Genomic DNA, 19,762 nt, shown 5'->3' with positions numbered 1-19,762 from the left:
CGATTGAGCGGCGCGGGGCGCGTGGCGAGGATGGACGTGGCCCACGCCCGGCCCCCCGCGACCCGACGTTCTCCGAGAGGAACACCGAGATGACCGCATACGAACAGGGCCCGTCGCAGGACGCCGCATCCGCCGACGCCCGCTTCCTGGAGGACTTCCGGGCCATGAGCGCCTTCGGCGCCACGCCGTCGGGGGGCGTCGACCGGCAGGCCGCCACCGGGCCCGACACCGCCCAGCGGCGGTGGCTGGAGGGACTGCTGACCGAGCGGGGGCTGCGGGTGGTCTACGACCGCGTCGGCAACCAGTTCGGCCTGCTGGAGCGGGTGCCGGGCGCCCCCTACGTGGTCGTCGGCTCGCACATGGACTCCCAGCCCACGGCGGGGCGCTACGACGGGGCCTACGGCGTGCTGGCCGCCGCCCACGCCGTCTTCCGGATCGCCGGGCAGGACGCCGCCGCCGGAGCCCCCGCGCCCGTGTACAACCTCGCGGTCGTGAACTGGTTCAACGAGGAGGGCTCGCGCTTCACGCCCTCCATGATGGGCAGCGCCGTCTACACCGGCGCGCTCCCGCTGGAGACGGCGCTGGCCGCGCGCGACGCGGACGGGGTCACGGTGGCCGAGGCCCTGGCCCCGACGGGCTTCCTGGGTGAGGGCGACGGCCCCGAGGCGGCCTTCTGCGCCGAGATCCACGTCGAGCAGGGACGCGTCCTGGAGGAGTCCTCCACCACGATCGGCCTGGTCAGCGCGAGCTGGGCCGCGCGCAAGTACGCGGTCACCGTCCACGGGGAGCAGGCGCACTCGGGGGCCACCGTGATGGCCGACCGCCGCGACGCGCTCGTGGGCGCCTCCATGCTGGTCGTGGCCGCGCGCGAGCTGGCGGACCGGTTCCCCGGGGTCCTGCACACGGCCGTGGGGCAGCTCGACGTCTACCCGAACTCGCCGGTGGTGGTGCCCTCGCGAGCCGAGCTGCTGCTCGACCTGCGCTCGCACGACGAGGAGGTGCTCGCCGAGGCCGACCGGCTGCTCCAGGAGCAGGTCACCCGTATCGAGGCGGCGGCCTCCGTCACCGTGGAGCAGACCCTCTCCCACGCCTGGGGCGTCAACCCCTACCAGCCCGAGGGCGTGGCCCTGGCCCGCGCCAGCGCCCGGAGCCTGGGGCTGAGCAGCGACGAGGTCATGACCGTGGCCGGGCACGACTCGATCAACATGAAGGAGCGCGTGCCCACGGTCATGCTCTTCGTGCCCTCGGTCGGGGGCGTGTCCCACAACGAGGGCGAGTACACCGAGGACGCCGACCTGGTCGCGGGCCTGGCGGTGCTCACCGACGTGGTCCGGCGGCTCGGCGCGGGCGAGCTGGCCTCCGACGGGTCCTACACGCCCGGACGCGCGTGAGCGCAGCGCCCGGACGCTGAGCCGGAGGGCACCGAGGGGTCCGCGCACGTCGCGCGGGCCCCTCGCCGCGTCCGGGGCGGAACACGGAGCCCCGGGGCCGGGAAGGGCGGCCGCCCCCGGCATCGGGCGGCGCGGTACCCGTCGGCTCCCGTGCGCGGTGCGGAACGGGCCCGGACGACGGAACGGGCGGTGTCCGGGGAGCCCCCCGGACACCGCCCGTCGCGTTCCTCCCCGCGGTGTCAGCGCACCACCACGTCGTCGCGCACGCGCAGCCGCTCGCCGTAGAAGCCGCCGACCGCCGTGATCAGGGCGATCCCCAGGAACAGCGCCGAGGCGATCCAGGACCGGCCGTCCGCGCTCTCCAGCAGGGCCGTCGCGATGAACGGCAGGAAGCCGCTCAGGGCACCGGCCAGGTTGTAGGCCAGCGCGACGCCGCTGTAGCGCAGGTTCGCCGGGAACAGCTCGGTGAGCAGCGCGCCGGAGACCGCGTAGGCGATGGACAGGAAACCCACGCCGCCGGCCACCGCCAGCACCACGAGCACCGGCGAGGTCGTGTCGATCAGCCAGAACACCGGGAAGGCGATCACCGCCGTGGCGATACCGCCCCACATGGTGACGCGTCCGGGGCCGAGCTTCTCGGCCAGGCGCCCGAAGTAAATGATCACGCCGATCTGCACCACCGCGGCGACCAGGGTGGAGTTGACCATGAGGCTGCGCGACAGCCCGAGGGTGTCGGTTCCGTAGCTGATGGCGAACGTCGTCATGACGTAGAAGCCGCCGACGCCCAGCATGGCGGACGCGATAGCGATGAGGAGCCTGCCCCACGCGTGGCGGAACACGTCGATCGCGGGGACCTTGGAGCGCGCCTCCTGCTTCTCCATCTCCTCGAAGACCGGCGACTCCTCCACCTTCTGGCGGATGTAGACCGCGACCAGCAGCAGCGGGAAGGCCGCCAGGAACGGCAGGCGCCAGCCCCAGGAGTCGAACTGGTCGGCGGGCAGGAGCAGGACCAGCGAGAACGCGCCCGAGGAGAGCAGGGTGCCCACGGGCGACCCGATCTGCGGCAGGGCCGCGTAGCGCCCGCGCTTCTCCGGCGGGGCGTGCTCGACGGCGATGGTCACCGCGCCGCCCCACTCGCCGCCGACCGCGACGCCCTGCACGAGCCGGAGCAGGGCCAGCAGCAGCGGAGCGGCGATGCCGATCGAGGCGAAGTCGGGCAGCAGGCCGATGAGGCCGGTGGCCACACCGATGGAGACCACGGTGATCAGCAGCGCTGGTCGCCGTCCGATCCGGTCGCCCATCCAGCCGAACAGCACCGCGCCCAGCGGACGCGCGACGAAGCCGACGCCGAAGGTGGCGAACGCGGCCAGGGTGGCGGCCGTGGCGTCCAGCGTCGTGAAGTACAGCCGGTTGAACACGAGCGCGGCGGCCGTACCGAAGAGGAAGTAGTCGTACCACTCCAGCGCGGTTCCGACGAAGGCCGCGAAAGCGATCCGGCCCGCCTCGCGACCGCTCACCACCGGCCCGCCGCGTGCCGGGCGCTCCTCGGTCGCCTCTGGGTCGAGGTCACTCATGGTTGGTTTCTCCTATTCGCTGTCCGCGCCGGCGGCGGCGCGGTGTTCAGGGGATGGGGCGGTGCCGGGCGGGCGTTCGCCCGGTGCCGCCCGTCGGACACGGGCCGGGGCCCGGCCGGGTGGGACCGGGCCGGAAGCCGTGTCAGGCCGGTTCGGGCCGGACCGCGCCGGTCCGGCCGGGACGGGTCAGGTCAGGCCGTCGAGGACGTCCGCCCCGTGTACGCACTCCCCGCCGACGAGGGTCGCCAGGACGCGGATCGTGCCGATGCCCTCCTCCGCGGTGTCCACGGGGTCGCGGTCCAGGACCACCAGGTCGGCGAGCTTGCCCGGGGTCAGGCTGCCCCTGCGGTGCTCGTCGTGGCTGGCCCAGGCCGCGTCCATCGTGTAGGCCCGCAGGGCCTGTTCGGCGCTGACACGCTCGTCGGCGGCCAGAACGGTTCCCGAGGCGGTCACGCGCTCCACCATCGATTCCATGCCCAGGAGCGGCGCCCCCGGGGCGACCGGCCGGTCCGAACTGCCCGGGACGCGCAGCCCGTGGTCGAGGAAGGACCGGTGCCGGTAGAGCCAGGGCACGCGGTCCGGGCCCACGGCGGCGGCCATGCCGTCGCCCAGGGCGTACAGGAACCGGGGCTGGGGCACGGGGACCAGGCCCGCCTCGGCGATGCGGGGAAGCTGGTCCGGGCGCACCACGCCCGCGTGCTCGATGCGGTGGCGCACGTCGGGGCGCGGCAGCGCGCGCTGGGCCTCGGCGAACGCCTCCAGGGCGACGTCGACGGCGTCGTCGCCGATGGCGTGCGCGGCCACGCGCCACCCGGCCCGGTGGGCGGCCACGACCAGCGCGCGCATCTCCTCCGGGGAGTTCTGGTACACGCCGTGGCCGTGGCCGCAGAGCGGTTCGGTGACGGCGGCGGTGCGGCCGATGAGGGACCCGTCGAGCCAGATCTTCATCGGTCCCAGGCGCAGCCGGTCGTCGCCGAAGCCGGTGCGCAGTCCCAGGTCGATGCCGGTGTCGATCCCGTCGTCGGCGTGCCCGCCCAGCGGGTGCATGTTGTCGGCGGCGACCATGAGCTCGACCCGGGGAAGCAGCTCGCCCCGGTCGCGGGCGAGCTGGTAGGCGGCGGCCTCCACGGGGGTGCGGCCGATCAGCCCGCGCCCGATGCCCGCCTCCACGACGTGGGTGAGGCCCTCGGAGGCGTAGACCCGGGAGGCGCGCGCGAGCGCGTCGGCGAGTTCGGTCACCGGGTAGGGCATGACCAGCGCGGTCACGAGTTCCTGCGCGCGCTCCTGGAGCAGGCCGGTGGGGGCGCCCGCGCCGTCGCGGACGATCACTCCCCCGTCCGGGTCGGCCGTGGCTGCGTCGGAGACGGCGGTGTCGATCCCGGCCTGGCGCAGGACCGCGCTGCTGACGGTGCACATGTGGCCGGAGCGGTGCTTGAGCCAGACGGGTCGGCCGCCTCCGGCCCGGTCGAGGCCGTGGCGGTCGGGGTGGGCGCCGAGCAGGGCGTCGTCGTAGCCGGAGCCGACGATCCAGGTGTCCTCGGGCAGCGTCGCGGCGGCGCGGGCGACCGCGTCGTAGAGGGCGTCCAGGGTGGACACGGTCTCCAGCTCCAGCTCGGCGAGCGACTGGCCGAACCACGCCATGTGGTTGTGCGCGTCCCCGAATCCGGGGACGACCACGGCGCCGCCGCAGTCGACCGTCCTGCGCGCGGGCAGGTCGGCGACCTCCTCGTCCAGGCCGAGGACGCGTCCGGCGGCGATGCCGAGCACCGTGGCGAAGGGCCGGTCGTCGTCGACCGTGCGGATGCGGGCGTTGGTCAGTTTGAGGTCGAGCATGCTGGAGGCGTTCTCCGTGGGGTGCAGCGGTCGGGACGGTTGCGGCGGTCGGGTCCCGGGCGGGGCGCGCGGCCGGACGCGGCGCATCCGACGGGCGGAGCCGACGTGCCGCGCGGACGGAAGCGGGCGGAGCGGAGCCGCCGGACGCACCGTGCACGGGGTCGGCGGCGGGCGTGGAACCGCCCGCGCCGTGGCGGTCGCGCGTGCTCCCGCCCCCGCTGGTGCCGCACGGTTCACGCCGCCCCCACCTGGGATTTCCCTCCAGGTTGCAGCAACTGTGAGCTGGCGAACAATGGCGATTCGCAGCGGATTGGGCACGCGGGGATAGGCATGTGCACAACGACCGCCCGCTGCGCGACATTCCCGAAACACGCACGTCATACGCCGTTACCTGCGCGGTGTCACATCGCACAGTCGCACGTGCGGGGCGCAGGGCGGTCCGGACTCGGCGCCTCCATGTCGCCCCCGGTGCCCGAGGGGCGCGAGGGGTCCGAGGGGTCCGAAGGGTCCGAGGGACGCGGGCCCCCGGTGCCCAAGGGGTCCGAGGGACGCGAGGGGCGCGGGCCCCCGGTGCCCAAGGGGTCCGAGGGGCGCGGGGGGCGCGGGGCCTCCGGTACCTGAGGTGCGCGAGGTGCGCGAGGGACGAGAAGGCGCGAGGACGCGAGAGACACGGAGGCCCGGGCGGGGCCCGCCGTCAGCGCCAGGGGCCCGGGCCGGTGGACTCGCGCCACAGGATCGTGTTGAGCGGCTCGCGACCGACCTCCGCCGCCGTGCCCCGCACGGCCGCGACGAGGCGGCGCATGGCGTTGACGCCCAGCCGTTCGAGGTCCACGTCGACCGTGGTGAGCGAGGGCGACAGGTAGGCGCCCACCGGGTTGTTGTCCCACCCCGTCACGCTCAGGTCGCCCGGCACGCTCCACCCGCGCTCCATCGCCGCGCGGACCGCGCCCGCCGCGACCACGTCGTTGCCCGCGATGACGGCGCTGACCCCGCTGTCCTCGGGCAGGGAGCGCACGGCCTCGGCGCCGGACTCGGCCGTCCAGTCGCCGTCGAACACGCCGTGGGACTCCAGCCCCAGGCGTTCGACCGCCTCCAGGTAGGTCCGCCTGCGCCCCCGCGCCGAGGCGTACTGCAGGGGGCCGGACACGTGCAGGAAGCGCCGGTGCCCGGTCTTGGCCAGCCCCTCGACGAGGTCGGCGACGATCGATCCGTCGGCGATCTCGCCCAGACCGCGCATCTCGTCGTCGTAGTCGGCGGAGACGACCACGGAGGCGCCCTCGCCCGAGTCCCGGAGGCTGTCGGGGGCGACGGGGGCCAGGGACAGGACGCCCTCCACCTGGCCCGATCCGGCGAGTTCGAGCATGCGCTCGGTCCGGGCCCCGACCCCGCCGTCCACGCTCACCGCCTCGACGACGAACCCCTCCGCGTGGGCCGTCGCGATGGCCCCGGCCAGCAACCGGCTCGGGCTGGCACCGGGCACGCCGGGCAGGAGGATCGCCAGGCGCCCGGTCCGGCGCGTGCGCATCGACCGGGCCACCAGGTTGGGGCGGTAGTTGAGCTCCCGGATCGCGGCGTCCACGCGCTCGCGGGTCGCCTCCTTGAGCCCGCCCTCGAAGCGCAGGTAGCGCGAGACGGTCTGGTGGGAGACGCCCGCCAGGCGGGCGACCTCCATGATGGTCGGTCGGCGCCTGGTCGGTTCGGGTTCGGCCATCGGCTCCTCCTGGGGCGGGGCCCGTCGGCGGCGTCCGTCGGCGGGACCGGTCTTGACCGCGTCGGTCTTGACGGTGGATGTGAACGATCACTATTTTAGACCCGGCCGCAGAAAGTGAACGTTCACCATGGGTTCGTGATCCGAGGGGTGTGCCAGTGCCGAGTCCCAGACCACCGATTCGCGTAGCCGTCGTCGGGAGCGGCGGCATCACCCGGGGCAGGCACCTGCCCGCGCTCGCCGCCCTGGGGGACAGGGTCGAGGTGGTCGCGTTGGCCGACCTCGACGCGTCCCGTGTGGCCGCGACCGCCGACGAGTGGGGGGTTCCCGGCCGCTACACCGGCCTCGACGCCCTGCTGCGCGCCGAGTCCCCCGACCTGGTGATCGTGTGCACGCCGCCCGTCGCGCACAAGGACGCGGTGACCACGGCCCTGGACGCCGGGTGCTGGGTGTGGTGCGAGAAGCCGCCGGCGCTGTCCCTGGCCGAGTACGACGAGGTCGGTACCCACGAAGGGGGCGAGCGCGGGCCCTTCGTCAGCTACGTGTTCCAGCACCGTTTCGGCTCCGGCGCCGAGCGCCTGCGCCGCCACCTGGCCGAGGGAACGCTCGGCCGTCCGCTCGTCGGCGTGTGCAACACCCTGTGGTTCCGCGCCCCGGACTACTTCGAGGTCCCCTGGCGCGGACGCTGGGCGACCGAGGGGGGCGGCCCGAGCATGGGCCACGGCATCCACCAGATGGACCTGATGCTCTCCCTGCTCGGCGACTGGTCCGAGGTCACGGCCGTGATGTCCACGACCGCGCGGCCCACCGAGACCGAGGACGTGTCGATGGCGATCGTGCGCCTGGAGTCGGGCGCGACCGTCTCGGTGGCCAACAGCCTGCTCTCCCCCCGCGAGACCAGCTACCTGCGCTTCGACTTCGAGCACGCCACGGTCGAGCTGGAGCACCTCTACGGCTACGACAACGCGCACTGGCGCTGGACCCCCGCGCCGCACGTGCGCGACGCCGACGCGGTCGCGTCCTGGCCGCCGGTGGAGGACGAGCCGAGTTCGCACCGGGCCCAGCTCGCGGCGCTGCTCGACGCGATGGAACACGGGGAGCGGCCCCGCGCCAGCGGCCCCGACGGGCGGCGCGCGCTCGAACTCGTCGCGGGCATGTACCGGTCGGCCCTGACCGGCACGACGGTACGGCGGCGGGACCTGACCCCCGACGACGGCTTCTACCACGCGATGCACGGGGGCGACGCGGTCACCGCCGCGGCCGTCCTCACCAGGACGGAGGAGACCACAGGTGCTTGAGACCCCCACCCTGACCGAAGGCGACGACGCGCTCACCGTGGCGGTGGGCGGGGTCGAGATCGCGCGCTACGTGCTGCGCCCCGACTCCCCCGCCACCGAGTCCCCCAAGCCCTACCTGCACCCCCTGCGCACCCTGAGCGGCGCGCCGCTGACCGCGTTCCGGCCGTGGGACCACCGGTGGCACAAGGGCCTCCAGATGACCTGGTCCCACGTCTCGGGACAGAACTTCTGGGGAGGGCCGACCTTCGTCCGCGGCGAGGGCTACCGGTGGCTGGGCAACAACGGCGCCATCGGCCACGAGGGGTTCACCTCCGTGGCCCGCGACGGCGAGGGCGTCTCGGTCACCGAGCGCCTGGCCTGGAGGAGTTCGGGCGGCGAGCGGTGGATCGCCGAGGTGCGCACCCACCGGTTCCACTCGGCGGACCGCGAACGGGGGATCTGGGCGCTGGACTTCGCGACCTCGCTGACCAACGTGCGCGGGAGGACCCTCGAACTGGGCAGCCCCACCACCCACGGCCGCGCCGCCGCGGGCTACACCGGGCTCTTCTGGCGCGGCCCCCGGTCGTGGACCGGCGGCGACGTGGTCAGCGCGACCGGCCTCACCGGCGCCGACGTCATGGGCACGGAGGCGAACTGGATCGCCTTCAGCGGCCAGCACGACGAGATCGACGGGGGTGCGACGGTCCTGGCCTACGCCGGGACCACGAGCGCCGCCGTCCCGATCAGGTGGTTCGTGCGGACCGAGCCCTTCCCCGTGTTCAGCCCCTCCCCCTCCTTCGACGAGGAGGTCGTCCTGGAGCCGGACCGCACCCTGAGCCTGCGCCACCGCCTGGTGTTCGTCGACCGGGTGTGCGCCGTGGACGAGGCCGGTGCGCTCGCGCGGGAGTACGCGCCCGGGGAGGACACGCCGTGAACACGCCCCGTTTCCCCGGCGGCACCGCCGTCAGCGGCCTGCGGGTCTACGACTGGGAGGCGCCAGACGGCCTGCACGGCGGCACGCCCCACGTCCACACCGCGTCGTCGGAGGCCTACGTGGTGGTCTCGGGCCGGGGCGAGGTGCACACGGTCACCCCGGGGGGCGTCGCGGCCGACCCGCTCGCGGCCGGCGCCGTGCTGTGGTTCGCCCCGGGCACGGTGCACCGGCTGGTGAACTCCGGCGGGCTGGAGATCACCGTGGTCATGCAGAACGCGGGCCTGCCCGAGGCGGGTGACGCGGTGTTCACCTTCCCCCGTGAGGTGCTGGCCGACCCCGCGGCCTACGCCGCCGCGGCGGCCCTGCCCGCGGAGGGGTCGGAGGAGCTGCGCGCGGAGCGGGCGCGTGCCCGGCGCGATCTGGCCCTGCGGGGCTACTGGGAGCTGGTCGCGTCGGTCCGGGAGGAGGGCGCGGGGGCGCTGGAGGAGTTCCACCGGCTCGTGGCGGAGGTAGTGCGGCCGCGCGTGCGGGAATGGCGTGAGATCTGGCGCGAGGGTGTGGAACGGGAGGTGGAGCGCACCCGGGAGCAGCTCGCGTCGCTGGCCGGGGGCGACCCGGGGATCATGCGGGAGGCCGCCGTGGTGCGCACCGAGCCGAGGCCGGGGCCCCGGGCGTTCGGGATGTGCGGACGCCTGCGCACGTGGCGGGTCGCGGAGGCCCCCGGCACCGATGAGCCCCCGGGAGTCCCGGAGATCCCGTAGGCGTCGGACACCCTTCGTTTCGGACTCTTGGGAGCCCCGCAGGCCCCGTAAGCCCCGGGCACCCTCGATTTCAGAGGTCCGGAGTGCCCCGGGAGCGCCGGAGACCCCAGCGGCCACGGACACCTCCGCCTTAGCGGAAGCCCCAGGGGCCCGGTACGCCTCAGCTGCCCCGGAGACCCCGAACGCCCCCCGAACCCCGGAAAGCCCGGAAGGGAACAACTGACCGCCCCGGGAAACGGCCACGGCTCCGCCCTCGCGGAGCGGACGGCCTTCGGCTGCCACGGCGCAACCGGCCGACTGCCCGGCGCGTCCTACCGGACGCCTCCCTCCGATGAAAGGCCACCGCGTGGACTCACCCGCCCCCGGTAAAGCCGCTCCCGAACGCCGAGACACCAGACGGAGCTCCCTGTGGCTCTTCGGTGCGCCGTACCTGTGCATCCTGCTCACGCTCTGCTTCCCCTTGGCCGACCTCGCGCTCTCCCCGGCACGTGTTGCGCCGAACGTGGACCTCGGCCCCCTGGCCGGGGCGCTCCTCCACATCCTGGCCACCGCCACCCTCTTCTACGTCACGTTCACGGGGTTCCGGAGGGCTGGCCTGCCCCATCCCCTGTGGAGTGTGCTGCTGCTGTCCGCGGTGGTGGTCACCGCCCTCCTCCAGTACTTCCTCATGCTCGAACAGGCCGATCTCGGCTGGAGCGTGTTCGTCACCGTGTACACGCACCTGACGGTGACCCTGGTCGTCGGCGGAGCCGCCGTCCTCACCGTGCTCCACCTCACCCGTGGACGCGGGATCCTGTGGGCCGCCGCCGCTCTCGCGGCCGTGGTCGCGGCGCGGGCCGCGTTGGACGGGTACACGGTCGAGGACCGACAGCAGGAGAGTCTGGCCAGGGCGCGGGCGCCGTTCGACCGCGTCGTGTACTCCCTCACCGGCAACCCTCCGGCCCGGGCCGTGCTGGACTCCGAGGACTGGACCGCCGTGGCCACGGACCGCGCAGGGCAGATCACCTACCAGCGCGCCGACGGCGCCGAGATCAGCGTCAGCTCTTGGGGCACCGCGGAACGGGACCCCCACTGGACCGAGCACGACTATGCCGGACCGCTCCGGAGCGGCTGCGTGGACGAGGGCACCGCGTGCGAGGACTTCGAGGCACACGGGCGGAGCGGCGTGGTGTTCCGGGAGGGACCGCCCTCGGACGGCGTCATCGTGCGCGTGGCAGTGGGAGCGGACCCGCAGACCTACGCGGACGTCCACCTCACGGCCGGACCAGTGGGCCCGCTCCCGGAGGAGGTCATCGGACTGGCCGGTGACCTGCGGCTGATCAGGGACGGCGACGCCGAGCGGATCGCCGAGGAGATCACCGGTGGCCCGCGCTCCTGAGGCGCGGGGCTGACGGGGCGCCGCTGGGACGCGGAATGGCGGTACCAGCGTTCACCAGTGTCCTGGTAAGGGCTTTCCGTATCACCTGGTTCTGCGTCTCCGACTACGCCGTCCATCCAGGCCAATGCCCTTGCAAAGCGCGTCGCGCGAACACAGTCGAAACCCCTTCCGTCACTCGCGGCCCTTCTTCTCCACCGGGCACATAATCGGACGCCTCAACGCGCCACCCGCACAACGACGCCCCCGCGACCGAGAGCCACGAAACCTGACACAGAGCACTTCCAAAAAAGTGAACACCGCCCCGAACAGGAAGGACTCCGCGCTATTAACACGAAAGCACACGGAGAACAAGACCGTTGACGCGCTGAGAACGAACACTTAACTTCTCGTTTGAAAGCGCTTTCCGGACTACGGGCACCACCGTTCCACCGGAACGGTCGGCCCCGTGGCCGCACCACCCCATGGCCGACCGCGCCGCAACGACTCCACAGCAACGGCTGTGCCGCACCGACCGCACCCGCGAAGCCCCCATCCCCCAGCCCCTTCCATCACTCCCGTCCTTTCCGTTCACCGTCCCAATGGTCAGACGCACCAACCCCCCTGGAGACGAACGATGAAGACCAGACCCGCCCTCGCGTGCGCCGTCCTCCTGGCAGGCACGCTCGTCACGCTTTCCGGCACGGCGGCGCACGCCGCCACCACCCGCTACGAGGCCGAGGGCTCCTCAGCCTCCTGCAACGGCAGCATCGAGACCGAGTGGCCGGGCTACTCCGGCGACGGGTTCTGCGACACCGAGAACGAGGAGGGCGCCCACGTGCAGTTCAGCGTGAACGCCTCCGCCCCGGAAACGGCCACGCTGACCGTGCACTTCGCCAACGGCACCTCCTCCGCCCGCCCGGCCGACGTCCTCGTGAACGGCTCCCGGGCGGCGTCGGTCTCCTTCGAGGGCACCGGCGACTGGGACGAGTGGGCGACCAAGACGCTCACCGTCCAACTGGACGAGGGCGCCAACACGATCCGGTTCGACCCGACCGGCTCCCAGGGCATGCCCAACGTCGACTACCTCGACGTGGAGACCAGCGACGGCGGAGGCGATGACGGCGGCGGCGATGACGGGGGCGGCGACGACGGCGACCCGCCGACCTCGGACGCGCTGTACGTGGCTCCGGGCGGCAGCGCGGGCGCTGACGGCACCGAGTCCGACCCCACCACGCTCACCTCGGCCATCGACCGGATCGAACCCGGCGGGACGATCCACATGCGCGGCGGAACCTACTCCTTCTCGGACACGGTCACCATCCCGCTGGGCGAGGACGGCACCTCCGCCGACCGCACGGAGCTGTCCGCCTACCCGGGTGAGACCCCGGTGCTGAACTTCTCCGCCCAGAGCGAGGACTCCACCAACCGCGGCCTGGCGCTGGAGGCGTCCTACTGGCACATCGAGGGCATCGTCGTCGAGCACGCCGGGGACAACGGCATCTTCGTCAGCGGCAGCCACAACGTCATCGAGCGCACGGTGACCCGCTTCAACCACGACACCGGCCTCCAGCTCTCGCGCCGCGTCTCCAGCACCCCCGAGAGCGACTGGCCCGCCCACAACCTCATCCTGAGCGCGGAGTCGCACGACAACGCCGACTCCGACGGCGAGGACGCCGACGGCTTCGCCGCCAAGCTCACCTCCGGCCCCGGCAACGTCTTCCGCTACGCCGTGGCCCACAACAACATCGACGACGGCTGGGACCTCTACACCAAGGACGACACCGGCCCCATCGGCACCGTGACCATCGAGGACTCCCTGGCCTACGAGAACGGCATCCTCAGCGACGGCTCCCAGGCCGGGAACGGCGACCGCAACGGATTCAAGCTCGGCGGCGAGGACATCGGGGTCGACCACGTCATCACGGGCAACATCGCCTACGACAACGGCAAGCACGGGTTCACCTACAACAGCAACCCGGGCTCGATGACGGTGTCGGACAACGTCAGCATCGGCAACGAGGAGCGCAACTTCAACTTCGACGACGGCTCCTCGGTGTTCCGCGGCAACACCTCGTGCGACAGCGGTTCCAACGACCGGATCATCGGCAACGCCGACAGCTCCAACCAGTTCTGGTCCGGCTCGAACGGGTCGCGGTGCTCCTCCTACGACGGCGGCCTGGACTGGTCCCACTCCGCCGACGGCACCCTGGTCGTGACCTTCGGGGGCCAGCGGGTCACGCCGTAACCGGCGCCACGGACCGGGTGCGCTGACGCGACCGAGGCGCCCGCCACGGTTCGGTCCCCGGACCCGCACCCGCACCCGCACCCGCGAACAGGAGGCCCCGGCCAGCGAGGAAGTTCGCTGGCCGGGGCCTCACCCCATGGTTGCGCGCCTCCGGTCCGACGGGTCCGGAGGCGCTTACGGCGGCCGGGAGGACCGAGCGGCACCACGACGCGGGCCGGGAGCCCGGCGCATGGCCTCATCTGTGGACGCGGCCATGCGCCGGGCTCAGAAGTCCCTGCCGCACCGCCCATGTCTCGAAACCCCCCTTGTGGAAAGGAAGGCGCAGTTCGGCCTCGATCAGGTCGTCCATGAACGAGGAGGCACTCGTCACCGTCCACGTTCCGGCGCAGCAGGCGTCCGCTACCAGGCCCGCAGTGCCCCGCACCGCGAGACCACGGCGTTCCGCGACCTTACGGGCGGGCTTGTCGTCCATGTACACCGTTCCACCATGCGCGTCGGCATAGGTGCACAGCGTCGTCTCACCGATATTGTGCTCGTGTGTCATCTTCAGCCACTGGCTCCACGCCAGAAAACGACCGTGGTAGGCCAGGGAATCGGTACGCGCCCTGCCCAGCCACGAGGCGGACACAACCCGTCGCAGAACCTCGCTGTCCTCCTCATTGCGCTCCACTTCCTCAATGACTGAGTGGGTAGTGAGACACTCGTAGCCTTTCAGCAGACTCCCGAGGACATCGAGGCGGTCGATCCGGGCGGCGTACAACAGAGGCGAGGCATCGATCAGCAGTACGCGGGAGGAGAGGTCCAAACCGCTATTCCTCGTCGAAATCGTCGGGGGTCACCTGTCCTCGCATCATCTCGACCGCACCCACAACGGTGATCAGGTCGTCATCGAGTGCCCTCATCACCGCTGAGGCGTACCCCGGGGGGACCCGCACCGCGGACAGGTCAGGCTGCGGCTTCCACCCCAGGGAGTTCCTGAACTCCGCTGCTGTGGGGGTCTGTTCCTTCATCCGCTGCCAGAACTCCGCCTTCCTGCCGCCCTCGGGCACCGCCTGATGGACAGCAAGGGTCCAGGAGACCTTGTAAGTAGCGGACAGCTTGACAAGGTTGTGCCGCACCTCTTCTGGGTTCTTGCGTGCAACGGCCCGCCTGGCGACCTTTGTCGGCAGGAGGAATTCCGCGGCGAAGGCGTCCACCGCCTTCTCCCGGTCCCGCCGGGAGGCGTGCACTCCCAGGTCGCTGGAGAACTCGTCCCCCAGGACGAGATGGCCGAGCTCGTGTGCCGCGGTGCTGCGCTGCCGCCCGGGTTGCAGGTGCTCGTTGACGATAGCCACAGCCACGTCGTCGTCTACCAAGGAAGCTCCGTCCGCCCCTTCAGGCAGCGAGACGACAGCGGTGTACTGCCCTGCCCTCTCACACTCCTCGGTCATCGACCCCAACGGCTCCGCCCCCAGACCCAACTGCTCACGCAACCAGACAGCCGCTTCCTTCGCCTCACCGCTGCTGCCCACGGTGCCTGGAAAACGCAGCAGAGGCGGGGCCTTGAGCACACCATCGGCCATGAGTTGGCGTACATCCCTCAACCACTCCGAGAGTCGGGCTTCGGTCCGATAAGCCCTCTTGGAATCTTCACTCCTGTCGAGCTCGGTCGCGGTGGCCGTCCTGCGGGAGACGACGGTGGGAGGGGCACTCAGAAAGTGAGCCAGGGGGTAGTCGAGCTCCCTGGCGATTCGCGTGAGCTCGACCGCGTCGATATGGCGGACTCCACTCTCCAGCTTGGAGACCATCGAGCGCTCCAAGCCGATGCGCTCGGCCATCTCCCCTTGGGACATTCCAACAGAGAGACGGCTCAGTTTGACGCGCTCTCCGATCGACTCCCAACTCAGCTCCTGTGCCATGTGTGCGATCATCGCACAGCGCTCTCGGCGTGTGAACCGGGATGCCAGAACGGTGAAGTAATTTCTTCCGCGCTGGCAGACAAACCCTTCGAAAACGGATCCTCAGGGGTCCAGGCGGCGCAGCGCGTCCTCCCAGCGGTGGCGGCGGTCGGCCTCCGGCAGTTCCCACCAGGGCGTTCCGCGCTCGCCCAGGCCCTCCTTGGCCAGGGCCACACGTGCGCGCGCACGCCCCTCGGCACCGGTGTCCCCGGTGCGCAGCGCGGCGGCCACGTCCCTGCGCGCGGACATCAGGTGTCTCACCAGGCGCTCGCGTACCGGTTCCGGCAACTGCGGGTCGCTCGCGCGCCAACGTCGGCCGGAGACCACGACGTAGCGTCCGTCCTCGGTGCGTTCGGGCATGTCCGTGTGGTGCCCGCGATCGGTCCCGGACAAGCGCGCCGCTGTCCCCAGGGCCGGTCATCGCCCGGTTCAGGTCCGGTCCGCCTCCTCCAGGAAGGCGGCGATGTCGGCGGCCAGCTCCTCGGGGTACTCGCCGTTGATCGCGTGTGAGGCCTCCGGGTAGACCTCCACCGTGCCGTGGGGCAGGGCGCGCTCGGCGGTGGCCGCGGCGGTGTCGGGGTCGTGCATCACCGACCGTCCGGCGACGAACGCCAGCACGGGCACGTCCAGGTCCGTGAGGGCCTCCTCGCTGACCCTGCCGGGCGGGGGCAGCTTGAGCGCGTAGTTCTGCATGGCGGACTCGATCATCCGGGCGACCGGAACGTCCTCCACCGGAGCGCCGCCCGCGGTCCAGGAGTTGAAGTCCTCGCGCCAGGAGCGCGGCAGCCAGGGCAGCGAGGCGGGCAGGGAGCGCAGGATCGCCTCCACGGGCATGTCGTCGAAGACGAACACCGGGTCGACCAGCGTCAACGAGGCCACCAGCGAGGGCTCGCGGACGGCCAGGTTGGTCGCCGTCCAGCCGCCGATCGACAGCCCCACCAGGTGGAACCCCTCCTCGGGCAGACCGTCCAGGGCCTGGTGCAGCCACGCCGCCTGGTCGGCGTCGTCCTCGATCGGCCGCTCCTGCACGCTCATCCCGGGCTCGCCCAGCAGGTCGACCGTGTAGACGTCCCCGACCTCCAGCAGGGAGGGCAGGTTGTCCGCCCAGACCGGCGAGGGCGCCGCCCGGCCGGGCAGCAGGACCAGCGGTTCCTCCCTGTCCCCCGTGCCCTCGAAGCGGTACATCCGCACGATTCCGTAGTCGGTGCGCACGTCGATCTCGGCGTCGGGCCGGGGCAGGTCGGCCATCGCGGCCTCGTAGGTGCGCATGAAGGCGTCCCGCCCCTCGGCCGAGCGCCAGTGCCCCACCGGTGAGGGCGTGCGCAGGGCGACCGCGGCGAGGAGCACCGCGACGACCACGGCGCACGCCACGATGATCCACCGGTTGCGCTTCTTCTTCTGCATGACAACCCCTAACCGCTTGGTAAGTAATCTGACCATACGGTAAGTTCTGGAGTCATGACAAGAGAGAACCCCCGGTCGCGGGAGCCCGAACAGGGGCACGAGCAGGCAGAAGGGCAGCCACGGGAGCGCGAGCGCGGACCCCGCAGGCCCACGCTGACCGAGCAGGCGAGGCGCGCGCAGCTCATCGACGTCACAGTCGGGCTCATCGCCGAACACGGGGACGCGGCGACCTCGCTGGCCCGCATCGCCGAGGCCGCGGGGATCACCAAGGCGGCGGTGCTGTACCACTTCCGCTCCAAGGACGCCCTGGTGCGCGCGGCGCACGAGAGCGCGCTCAGCGGCCTGGTCGAGCACGTGGGCCGGGCCGTGGAGAGCGTCGACGCCGAACGGGCCCCCGCCGCCTACATCCGCTCGATGGTCGGCTACCTGCGCGACCACCCGGGGCACACCCGGGTGGTCATCGCGGCGGTGAGCGACGAGGACCGCCGCTCCAGCCAGCGCTGGCGTCCCCTGGCGGACCTGATGGCGGCCGCCCGGCGGGCGCGCGGGGCGGACCCGGGCACGGAGGGGCCGGACCTGCGCACCACGGCGCTGATCGTCGGCGGCGGCATGGACGCGATCGTGGCCGAGCACCTGGACCACCCCGACTACGACCCGCTCGCGGCGGCCGAGGGACTGGTCGCCATGCTCGACGGCGTTCTCTTCTCCTGACCGGCGGCGAACCGGCACGGGGCTTCCACGCCCGCGTTCCCCACCCGTGACCCCCGCCGGGGCACGTCCGCGTCCGCCCTGACAACGACTTCGGGGCGGACGACCGCAGAGCGGACCCGGGCGGCGTACCGGAGCCCCGGTCCCGGCGGCCTCGGCGGCGGGACCGGTCAGCGCGGTCACGGACGCGGTCCCACCGGACAGGTGTACACGTTGGCCAAAGCAGGCCAAATACTTCCAAAAGGCCGCGCATGCGACACGGCGCCTGCGACGATGACGCTTCCATCAGCCCCTCAGGAGCGTCCATGCCACGTCTTGCCCTGCGCGCCGCCGCGATCGCCGCGGCCGCCGTCACCGCCGCCTCCCTGCTGTCGACCCCGGCACAGGCCGCCTCCACCACCGGGGCGCTGATGATCACGCACGTGCGCCCCAACGCCGCCGGGTCGGACACCTCCAGCAATGTCAACGGCGAGTACTTCCTCATCAGGAACGTCACCACGCGCACCGTGAACGTGGGCGGGTACGTCCCCGACATCACCACCAACACCTACGGGCGACCGCTGCCCTCCTACAACCTGCCTGCGGGTGCGACGGCCTACGTGCGCACCGGCAGTGGCACCAACCGGCGCGACTCCAACGGCAACCACCAGATCTACCGGGGCTACGCCCGCCACGTGCTGCTCAACAGCAGCACCAGCCGCAACCCCGACCTGCGCCTGAAGCGCCCCGGCAGTGCCGACAACAACGCCAGCGCGGGCACCATCAGCTCCTGCAACTGGGGCAGCGCCGCCAACGGCACCACCTACCGCTGCTGACCGCTGTTCGGCCCCGGCCCGGTCGGCCACAGGGCCGGGGCCGAACCGACGGGCGTGGCGGCTCCGGGGCGCGGGGCCGGGCGCGATCAGACGGAACGGGTCAGGCGGCGGCGCCGGAGCGGAACCGCTCCCGGTAGGCGCGGGCCGTGTCCATCACGCCGTCGAGCACATCCCGGGTGCGGACCAGTTCGGCGATGTGCTCGGTGAGCCGGTCGCGCTCCTGGGCCATGCGCTCCATCGCCGCGTCGGAGTTGCGCTCGCTGGGCGCCTCGGCACAGGGCAGCACTTCGTAGATGGTGCGGCTGGAGAGCCCGGCGGCGTACAGCCGCTGGACGAAGGCGACGCGCTCGACGGCGGCCTCGGTGTAGTGCCGCTGCCCGCTGGCGCTGCGGGTGCTGGTGAGCAGCCCCTGCTCCTCGTAGTAGCGCAGGGACCGGACGCTCACACCCGTCCGCCTGGCGAGTTCCCCAATGCGCACGCTTCCTCCCCCGTGACCCGCGACACAGCCTCTTGCCCCTCACATCAATGTCAGGTTTTAGCGTAGTCGACGTGCCCGACCGGAGCACACCGCCCACGGAGGAGAACCTGTCGTGACCAGCATCTTCCAGCCCTACCGGCTCGCCGACCCGCACCTGCCCAACCGGGTCGTGATGGCGCCGATGACCCGTGTCCGCGCCGCGGAGGGCGGGCTGGCGACACCGTCCATGGCGGCCTACTACGCCCAGCGCGCGACAGCGGGGCTCATCGTCTCCGAGGGGGTGCAGCCGAGCCTGGTGGGGCAGTCCAACCCGGGAACGCCTGGCCTGTACACCGACGAGCAGGTCGCCTCCTGGAAGCCGGTGACCGAAGCGGTGCACGCCAACGGCGGCCGTATCTTCGCCCAGATCATGCACGGCGGGCGCGTCTCGCACCCCGAGACCACCGGAACGCAGCCGCTCGGCCCCTCGGCGGTTCCCGCGGTCGGGGACGTGTTCACCCTGACCGGCCGCCAGCCCGCTCCGATGCCGCGTGCGATGACGGAGGCCGAGGTGCCCGAGCACGCCGGGTCCTACGCCCGGGCAGCCCGCCGCGCCGTGGCCGCCGGGTTCGACGGGGTCGAGCTGCACGGCGCCAACGGCTACCTGATCTCGCAGTTCCTCTCCGACAACGCCAATCTGCGCACCGACTCCTACGGGGGCTCGGTGGCCAACCGCATCCGGTTCGCCGTCGAGGCCACCACCGCCACCGCCGACGCCGTGGGCCCGGAGCGCACCGGTATCCGCCTCTCCCCCCGGCGCGGGGTTCTGGGGGGTGCAGGAGACGAACGTCCTGGAGATGTACACCGCGCTGCTGGCCGAGTTGGCCCGGATCGGGGTGGCCTACGTCCACCTCGAAGCCACCACCGACGAGGAACTGCTGCTGGAACTGCGCCGCGTCTGGTCGGGCACCCTCATCATGAACCCCGTGCACCCCATGGGCCCCAAGCAGGTCGGCCGGACCGAAGCAGACCACTGGCTCGGGTTGGGGGCCGACCTCATCAGCTTCGGCCGCTCGTTCATCGCCAACCCCGACCTGGTGGAACGGCTGCGCACCGGGCTGCCGATCGCGCCGGCGGACGAGGAGACCTACTACCAGGGCGGCGAACGGGGCTACCTGACCTACCCGGCGTACCAGTACAGCGCGTAGATCGGGGGTCCTGCGGCTCCGCCCGGTTCTCCGGCCCGGTCCTGGTCCTGTTCGGCTCCGAAGCCCAGGTCTGTAAGTCCGCATGGAAATTCGTGTGGAGGACGCAAGGCAGCGGAGGAAGCGCGGAGAACGCGGCGGCCCTCCGGGAAGGTT

Annotated in this window: 16 protein-coding genes and 1 pseudogene; 9 read left to right on the top strand and 8 right to left on the bottom strand. The window is 72.2% G+C overall.

Annotated elements, in window-relative coordinates:
• The first annotated feature begins 89 nt into the window (after positions 1 to 89).
• Positions 90 to 1,391 (top strand): M20 family metallo-hydrolase, encoded by a 1,302-nt coding sequence (locus AC0VX6_RS09070; protein ID WP_475468090.1) that lies wholly within the window; start codon positions 90 to 92, stop codon positions 1,389 to 1,391.
• A 239-nt stretch (positions 1,392 to 1,630) separates the two neighbouring features.
• Here AC0VX6_RS09070 and AC0VX6_RS09065 read toward each other — a convergent pair whose 3' ends face one another.
• The 3 genes from AC0VX6_RS09065 to AC0VX6_RS09055 all read right to left on the bottom strand — a co-directional run bounded on the left by AC0VX6_RS09065 (position 1,631) and on the right by AC0VX6_RS09055 (position 6,509).
• The gene (locus AC0VX6_RS09065; RefSeq protein ID WP_274977037.1) at positions 1,631 to 2,965 is read right to left on the bottom strand and encodes an MFS transporter; all 1,335 of its coding nucleotides are present in this window, start codon (positions 2,963 to 2,965) and stop codon (positions 1,631 to 1,633) included.
• Positions 2,966 to 3,151: 186 nt separating this feature from the next.
• On the bottom strand, positions 3,152 to 4,798 hold the full coding sequence (locus AC0VX6_RS09060; RefSeq protein ID WP_475468089.1) for an amidohydrolase: 1,647 nt from the start codon (positions 4,796 to 4,798) through the stop codon (positions 3,152 to 3,154).
• 694 nt (positions 4,799 to 5,492) lie between these two features.
• The gene (locus AC0VX6_RS09055; RefSeq protein ID WP_475468088.1) at positions 5,493 to 6,509 is read right to left on the bottom strand and encodes a LacI family DNA-binding transcriptional regulator; all 1,017 of its coding nucleotides are present in this window, start codon (positions 6,507 to 6,509) and stop codon (positions 5,493 to 5,495) included.
• A 155-nt stretch (positions 6,510 to 6,664) separates the two neighbouring features.
• Here AC0VX6_RS09055 and AC0VX6_RS09050 point away from each other — a divergent pair, with 155 nt between their 5' ends.
• From AC0VX6_RS09050 to AC0VX6_RS09030, 5 genes are all read left to right on the top strand, one after another.
• The gene (locus tag AC0VX6_RS09050) at positions 6,665 to 7,804 is read left to right on the top strand and encodes a Gfo/Idh/MocA family protein (protein WP_475468086.1); all 1,140 of its coding nucleotides are present in this window, start codon (positions 6,665 to 6,667) and stop codon (positions 7,802 to 7,804) included.
• Complete coding sequence (locus AC0VX6_RS09045; RefSeq protein WP_274977033.1) at positions 7,797 to 8,717, top strand: DUF6807 domain-containing protein; 921 nt, start codon at positions 7,797 to 7,799, stop codon at positions 8,715 to 8,717. The genes AC0VX6_RS09050 and AC0VX6_RS09045 overlap by 8 nt, the downstream gene beginning before the upstream one ends.
• The gene (locus tag AC0VX6_RS09040) at positions 8,714 to 9,478 is read left to right on the top strand and encodes a cupin domain-containing protein (protein WP_475483715.1); all 765 of its coding nucleotides are present in this window, start codon (positions 8,714 to 8,716) and stop codon (positions 9,476 to 9,478) included. Before AC0VX6_RS09045 ends, AC0VX6_RS09040 begins: the two co-directional genes overlap by 4 nt.
• 346 nt (positions 9,479 to 9,824) lie before the next feature.
• The gene (locus AC0VX6_RS09035; RefSeq protein ID WP_475468084.1) at positions 9,825 to 10,856 is read left to right on the top strand and encodes a hypothetical protein; all 1,032 of its coding nucleotides are present in this window, start codon (positions 9,825 to 9,827) and stop codon (positions 10,854 to 10,856) included.
• A gap of 613 nt (positions 10,857 to 11,469) precedes the next feature.
• Positions 11,470 to 13,080 carry a carbohydrate-binding protein gene (locus AC0VX6_RS09030; protein ID WP_274977030.1) on the top strand — a complete coding sequence of 537 codons (1,611 nt, stop codon included), beginning with the start codon at positions 11,470 to 11,472 and terminating at the stop codon, positions 13,078 to 13,080.
• 235 nt (positions 13,081 to 13,315) lie between these two features.
• Here the strand turns inward: AC0VX6_RS09030 and AC0VX6_RS09025 are convergent, their stop codons facing one another.
• The 4 genes from AC0VX6_RS09025 to AC0VX6_RS09010 form a co-directional block, all read right to left on the bottom strand.
• Positions 13,316 to 13,885 carry a PIN domain-containing protein gene (locus AC0VX6_RS09025; protein WP_274977029.1) on the bottom strand — a complete coding sequence of 190 codons (570 nt, stop codon included), beginning with the start codon at positions 13,883 to 13,885 and terminating at the stop codon, positions 13,316 to 13,318.
• A gap of 4 nt (positions 13,886 to 13,889) precedes the next feature.
• Positions 13,890 to 14,978, bottom strand: a complete 1,089-nt coding sequence (locus AC0VX6_RS09020) for a helix-turn-helix domain-containing protein (RefSeq protein ID WP_368045822.1) — start codon at positions 14,976 to 14,978, stop codon at positions 13,890 to 13,892.
• 102 nt (positions 14,979 to 15,080) lie between these two features.
• On the bottom strand, positions 15,081 to 15,377 hold the full coding sequence (locus AC0VX6_RS09015) for a hypothetical protein (protein WP_047867669.1): 297 nt from the start codon (positions 15,375 to 15,377) through the stop codon (positions 15,081 to 15,083).
• 69 nt (positions 15,378 to 15,446) lie between these two features.
• Complete coding sequence (locus AC0VX6_RS09010; RefSeq protein ID WP_274977026.1) at positions 15,447 to 16,421, bottom strand: alpha/beta fold hydrolase; 975 nt, start codon at positions 16,419 to 16,421, stop codon at positions 15,447 to 15,449.
• A gap of 54 nt (positions 16,422 to 16,475) precedes the next feature.
• Between AC0VX6_RS09010 and AC0VX6_RS09005 the strand changes: the two genes are divergently transcribed.
• Both AC0VX6_RS09005 and AC0VX6_RS09000 read left to right on the top strand, forming a co-directional pair.
• Positions 16,476 to 17,132, top strand: coding sequence for a TetR/AcrR family transcriptional regulator (locus AC0VX6_RS09005; protein ID WP_274977025.1), 657 nt, complete (start codon positions 16,476 to 16,478; stop codon positions 17,130 to 17,132).
• A gap of 302 nt (positions 17,133 to 17,434) precedes the next feature.
• On the top strand, positions 17,435 to 17,944 hold the full coding sequence (locus AC0VX6_RS09000) for a hypothetical protein (protein WP_274977024.1): 510 nt from the start codon (positions 17,435 to 17,437) through the stop codon (positions 17,942 to 17,944).
• Between the two features lie 100 nt (positions 17,945 to 18,044).
• Here AC0VX6_RS09000 and AC0VX6_RS08995 read toward each other — a convergent pair whose 3' ends face one another.
• The gene (locus tag AC0VX6_RS08995) at positions 18,045 to 18,422 is read right to left on the bottom strand and encodes a MerR family transcriptional regulator (protein ID WP_274977023.1); all 378 of its coding nucleotides are present in this window, start codon (positions 18,420 to 18,422) and stop codon (positions 18,045 to 18,047) included.
• A 112-nt stretch (positions 18,423 to 18,534) separates the two neighbouring features.
• Between AC0VX6_RS08995 and AC0VX6_RS08990 the strand changes: the two are divergent.
• Positions 18,535 to 19,609 (top strand): annotated as a pseudogene (locus AC0VX6_RS08990) (alkene reductase).
• Positions 19,610 to 19,762: the final 153 nt, after the last annotated feature.

This window comes from Nocardiopsis sp. iso_25 (genome assembly GCF_056173305.1).
Note: the sequence above shows the minus strand (reverse complement) of the source record. Positions and strands in the feature narration are given on the sequence as shown.

Bases quoted from the DNA above. Each gene is read 5' to 3' on its own strand.
- AC0VX6_RS09070 (WP_475468090.1), top strand. From the start codon at position 90: ATGACCGCATACGAACAGGGCCCGTCGCAGGACGCCGCATCCGCCGAC.
- AC0VX6_RS09065 (WP_274977037.1), bottom strand. From the start codon at position 2,965: ATGAGTGACCTCGACCCAGAGGCGACCGAGGAGCGCCCGGCACGCGGC.
- AC0VX6_RS09060 (WP_475468089.1), bottom strand. From the start codon at position 4,798: ATGCTCGACCTCAAACTGACCAACGCCCGCATCCGCACGGTCGACGAC.
- AC0VX6_RS09055 (WP_475468088.1), bottom strand. From the start codon at position 6,509: ATGGCCGAACCCGAACCGACCAGGCGCCGACCGACCATCATGGAGGTC.
- AC0VX6_RS09030 (WP_274977030.1), top strand. From the start codon at position 11,470: ATGAAGACCAGACCCGCCCTCGCGTGCGCCGTCCTCCTGGCAGGCACG.
- AC0VX6_RS09020 (WP_368045822.1), bottom strand. From the start codon at position 14,978: ATGGCACAGGAGCTGAGTTGGGAGTCGATCGGAGAGCGCGTCAAACTG.
- AC0VX6_RS09015 (WP_047867669.1), bottom strand. From the start codon at position 15,377: ATGCCCGAACGCACCGAGGACGGACGCTACGTCGTGGTCTCCGGCCGA.
- AC0VX6_RS09010 (WP_274977026.1), bottom strand. From the start codon at position 16,421: ATGCAGAAGAAGAAGCGCAACCGGTGGATCATCGTGGCGTGCGCCGTG.
- AC0VX6_RS09005 (WP_274977025.1), top strand. From the start codon at position 16,476: ATGACAAGAGAGAACCCCCGGTCGCGGGAGCCCGAACAGGGGCACGAG.
- AC0VX6_RS09000 (WP_274977024.1), top strand. From the start codon at position 17,435: ATGCCACGTCTTGCCCTGCGCGCCGCCGCGATCGCCGCGGCCGCCGTC.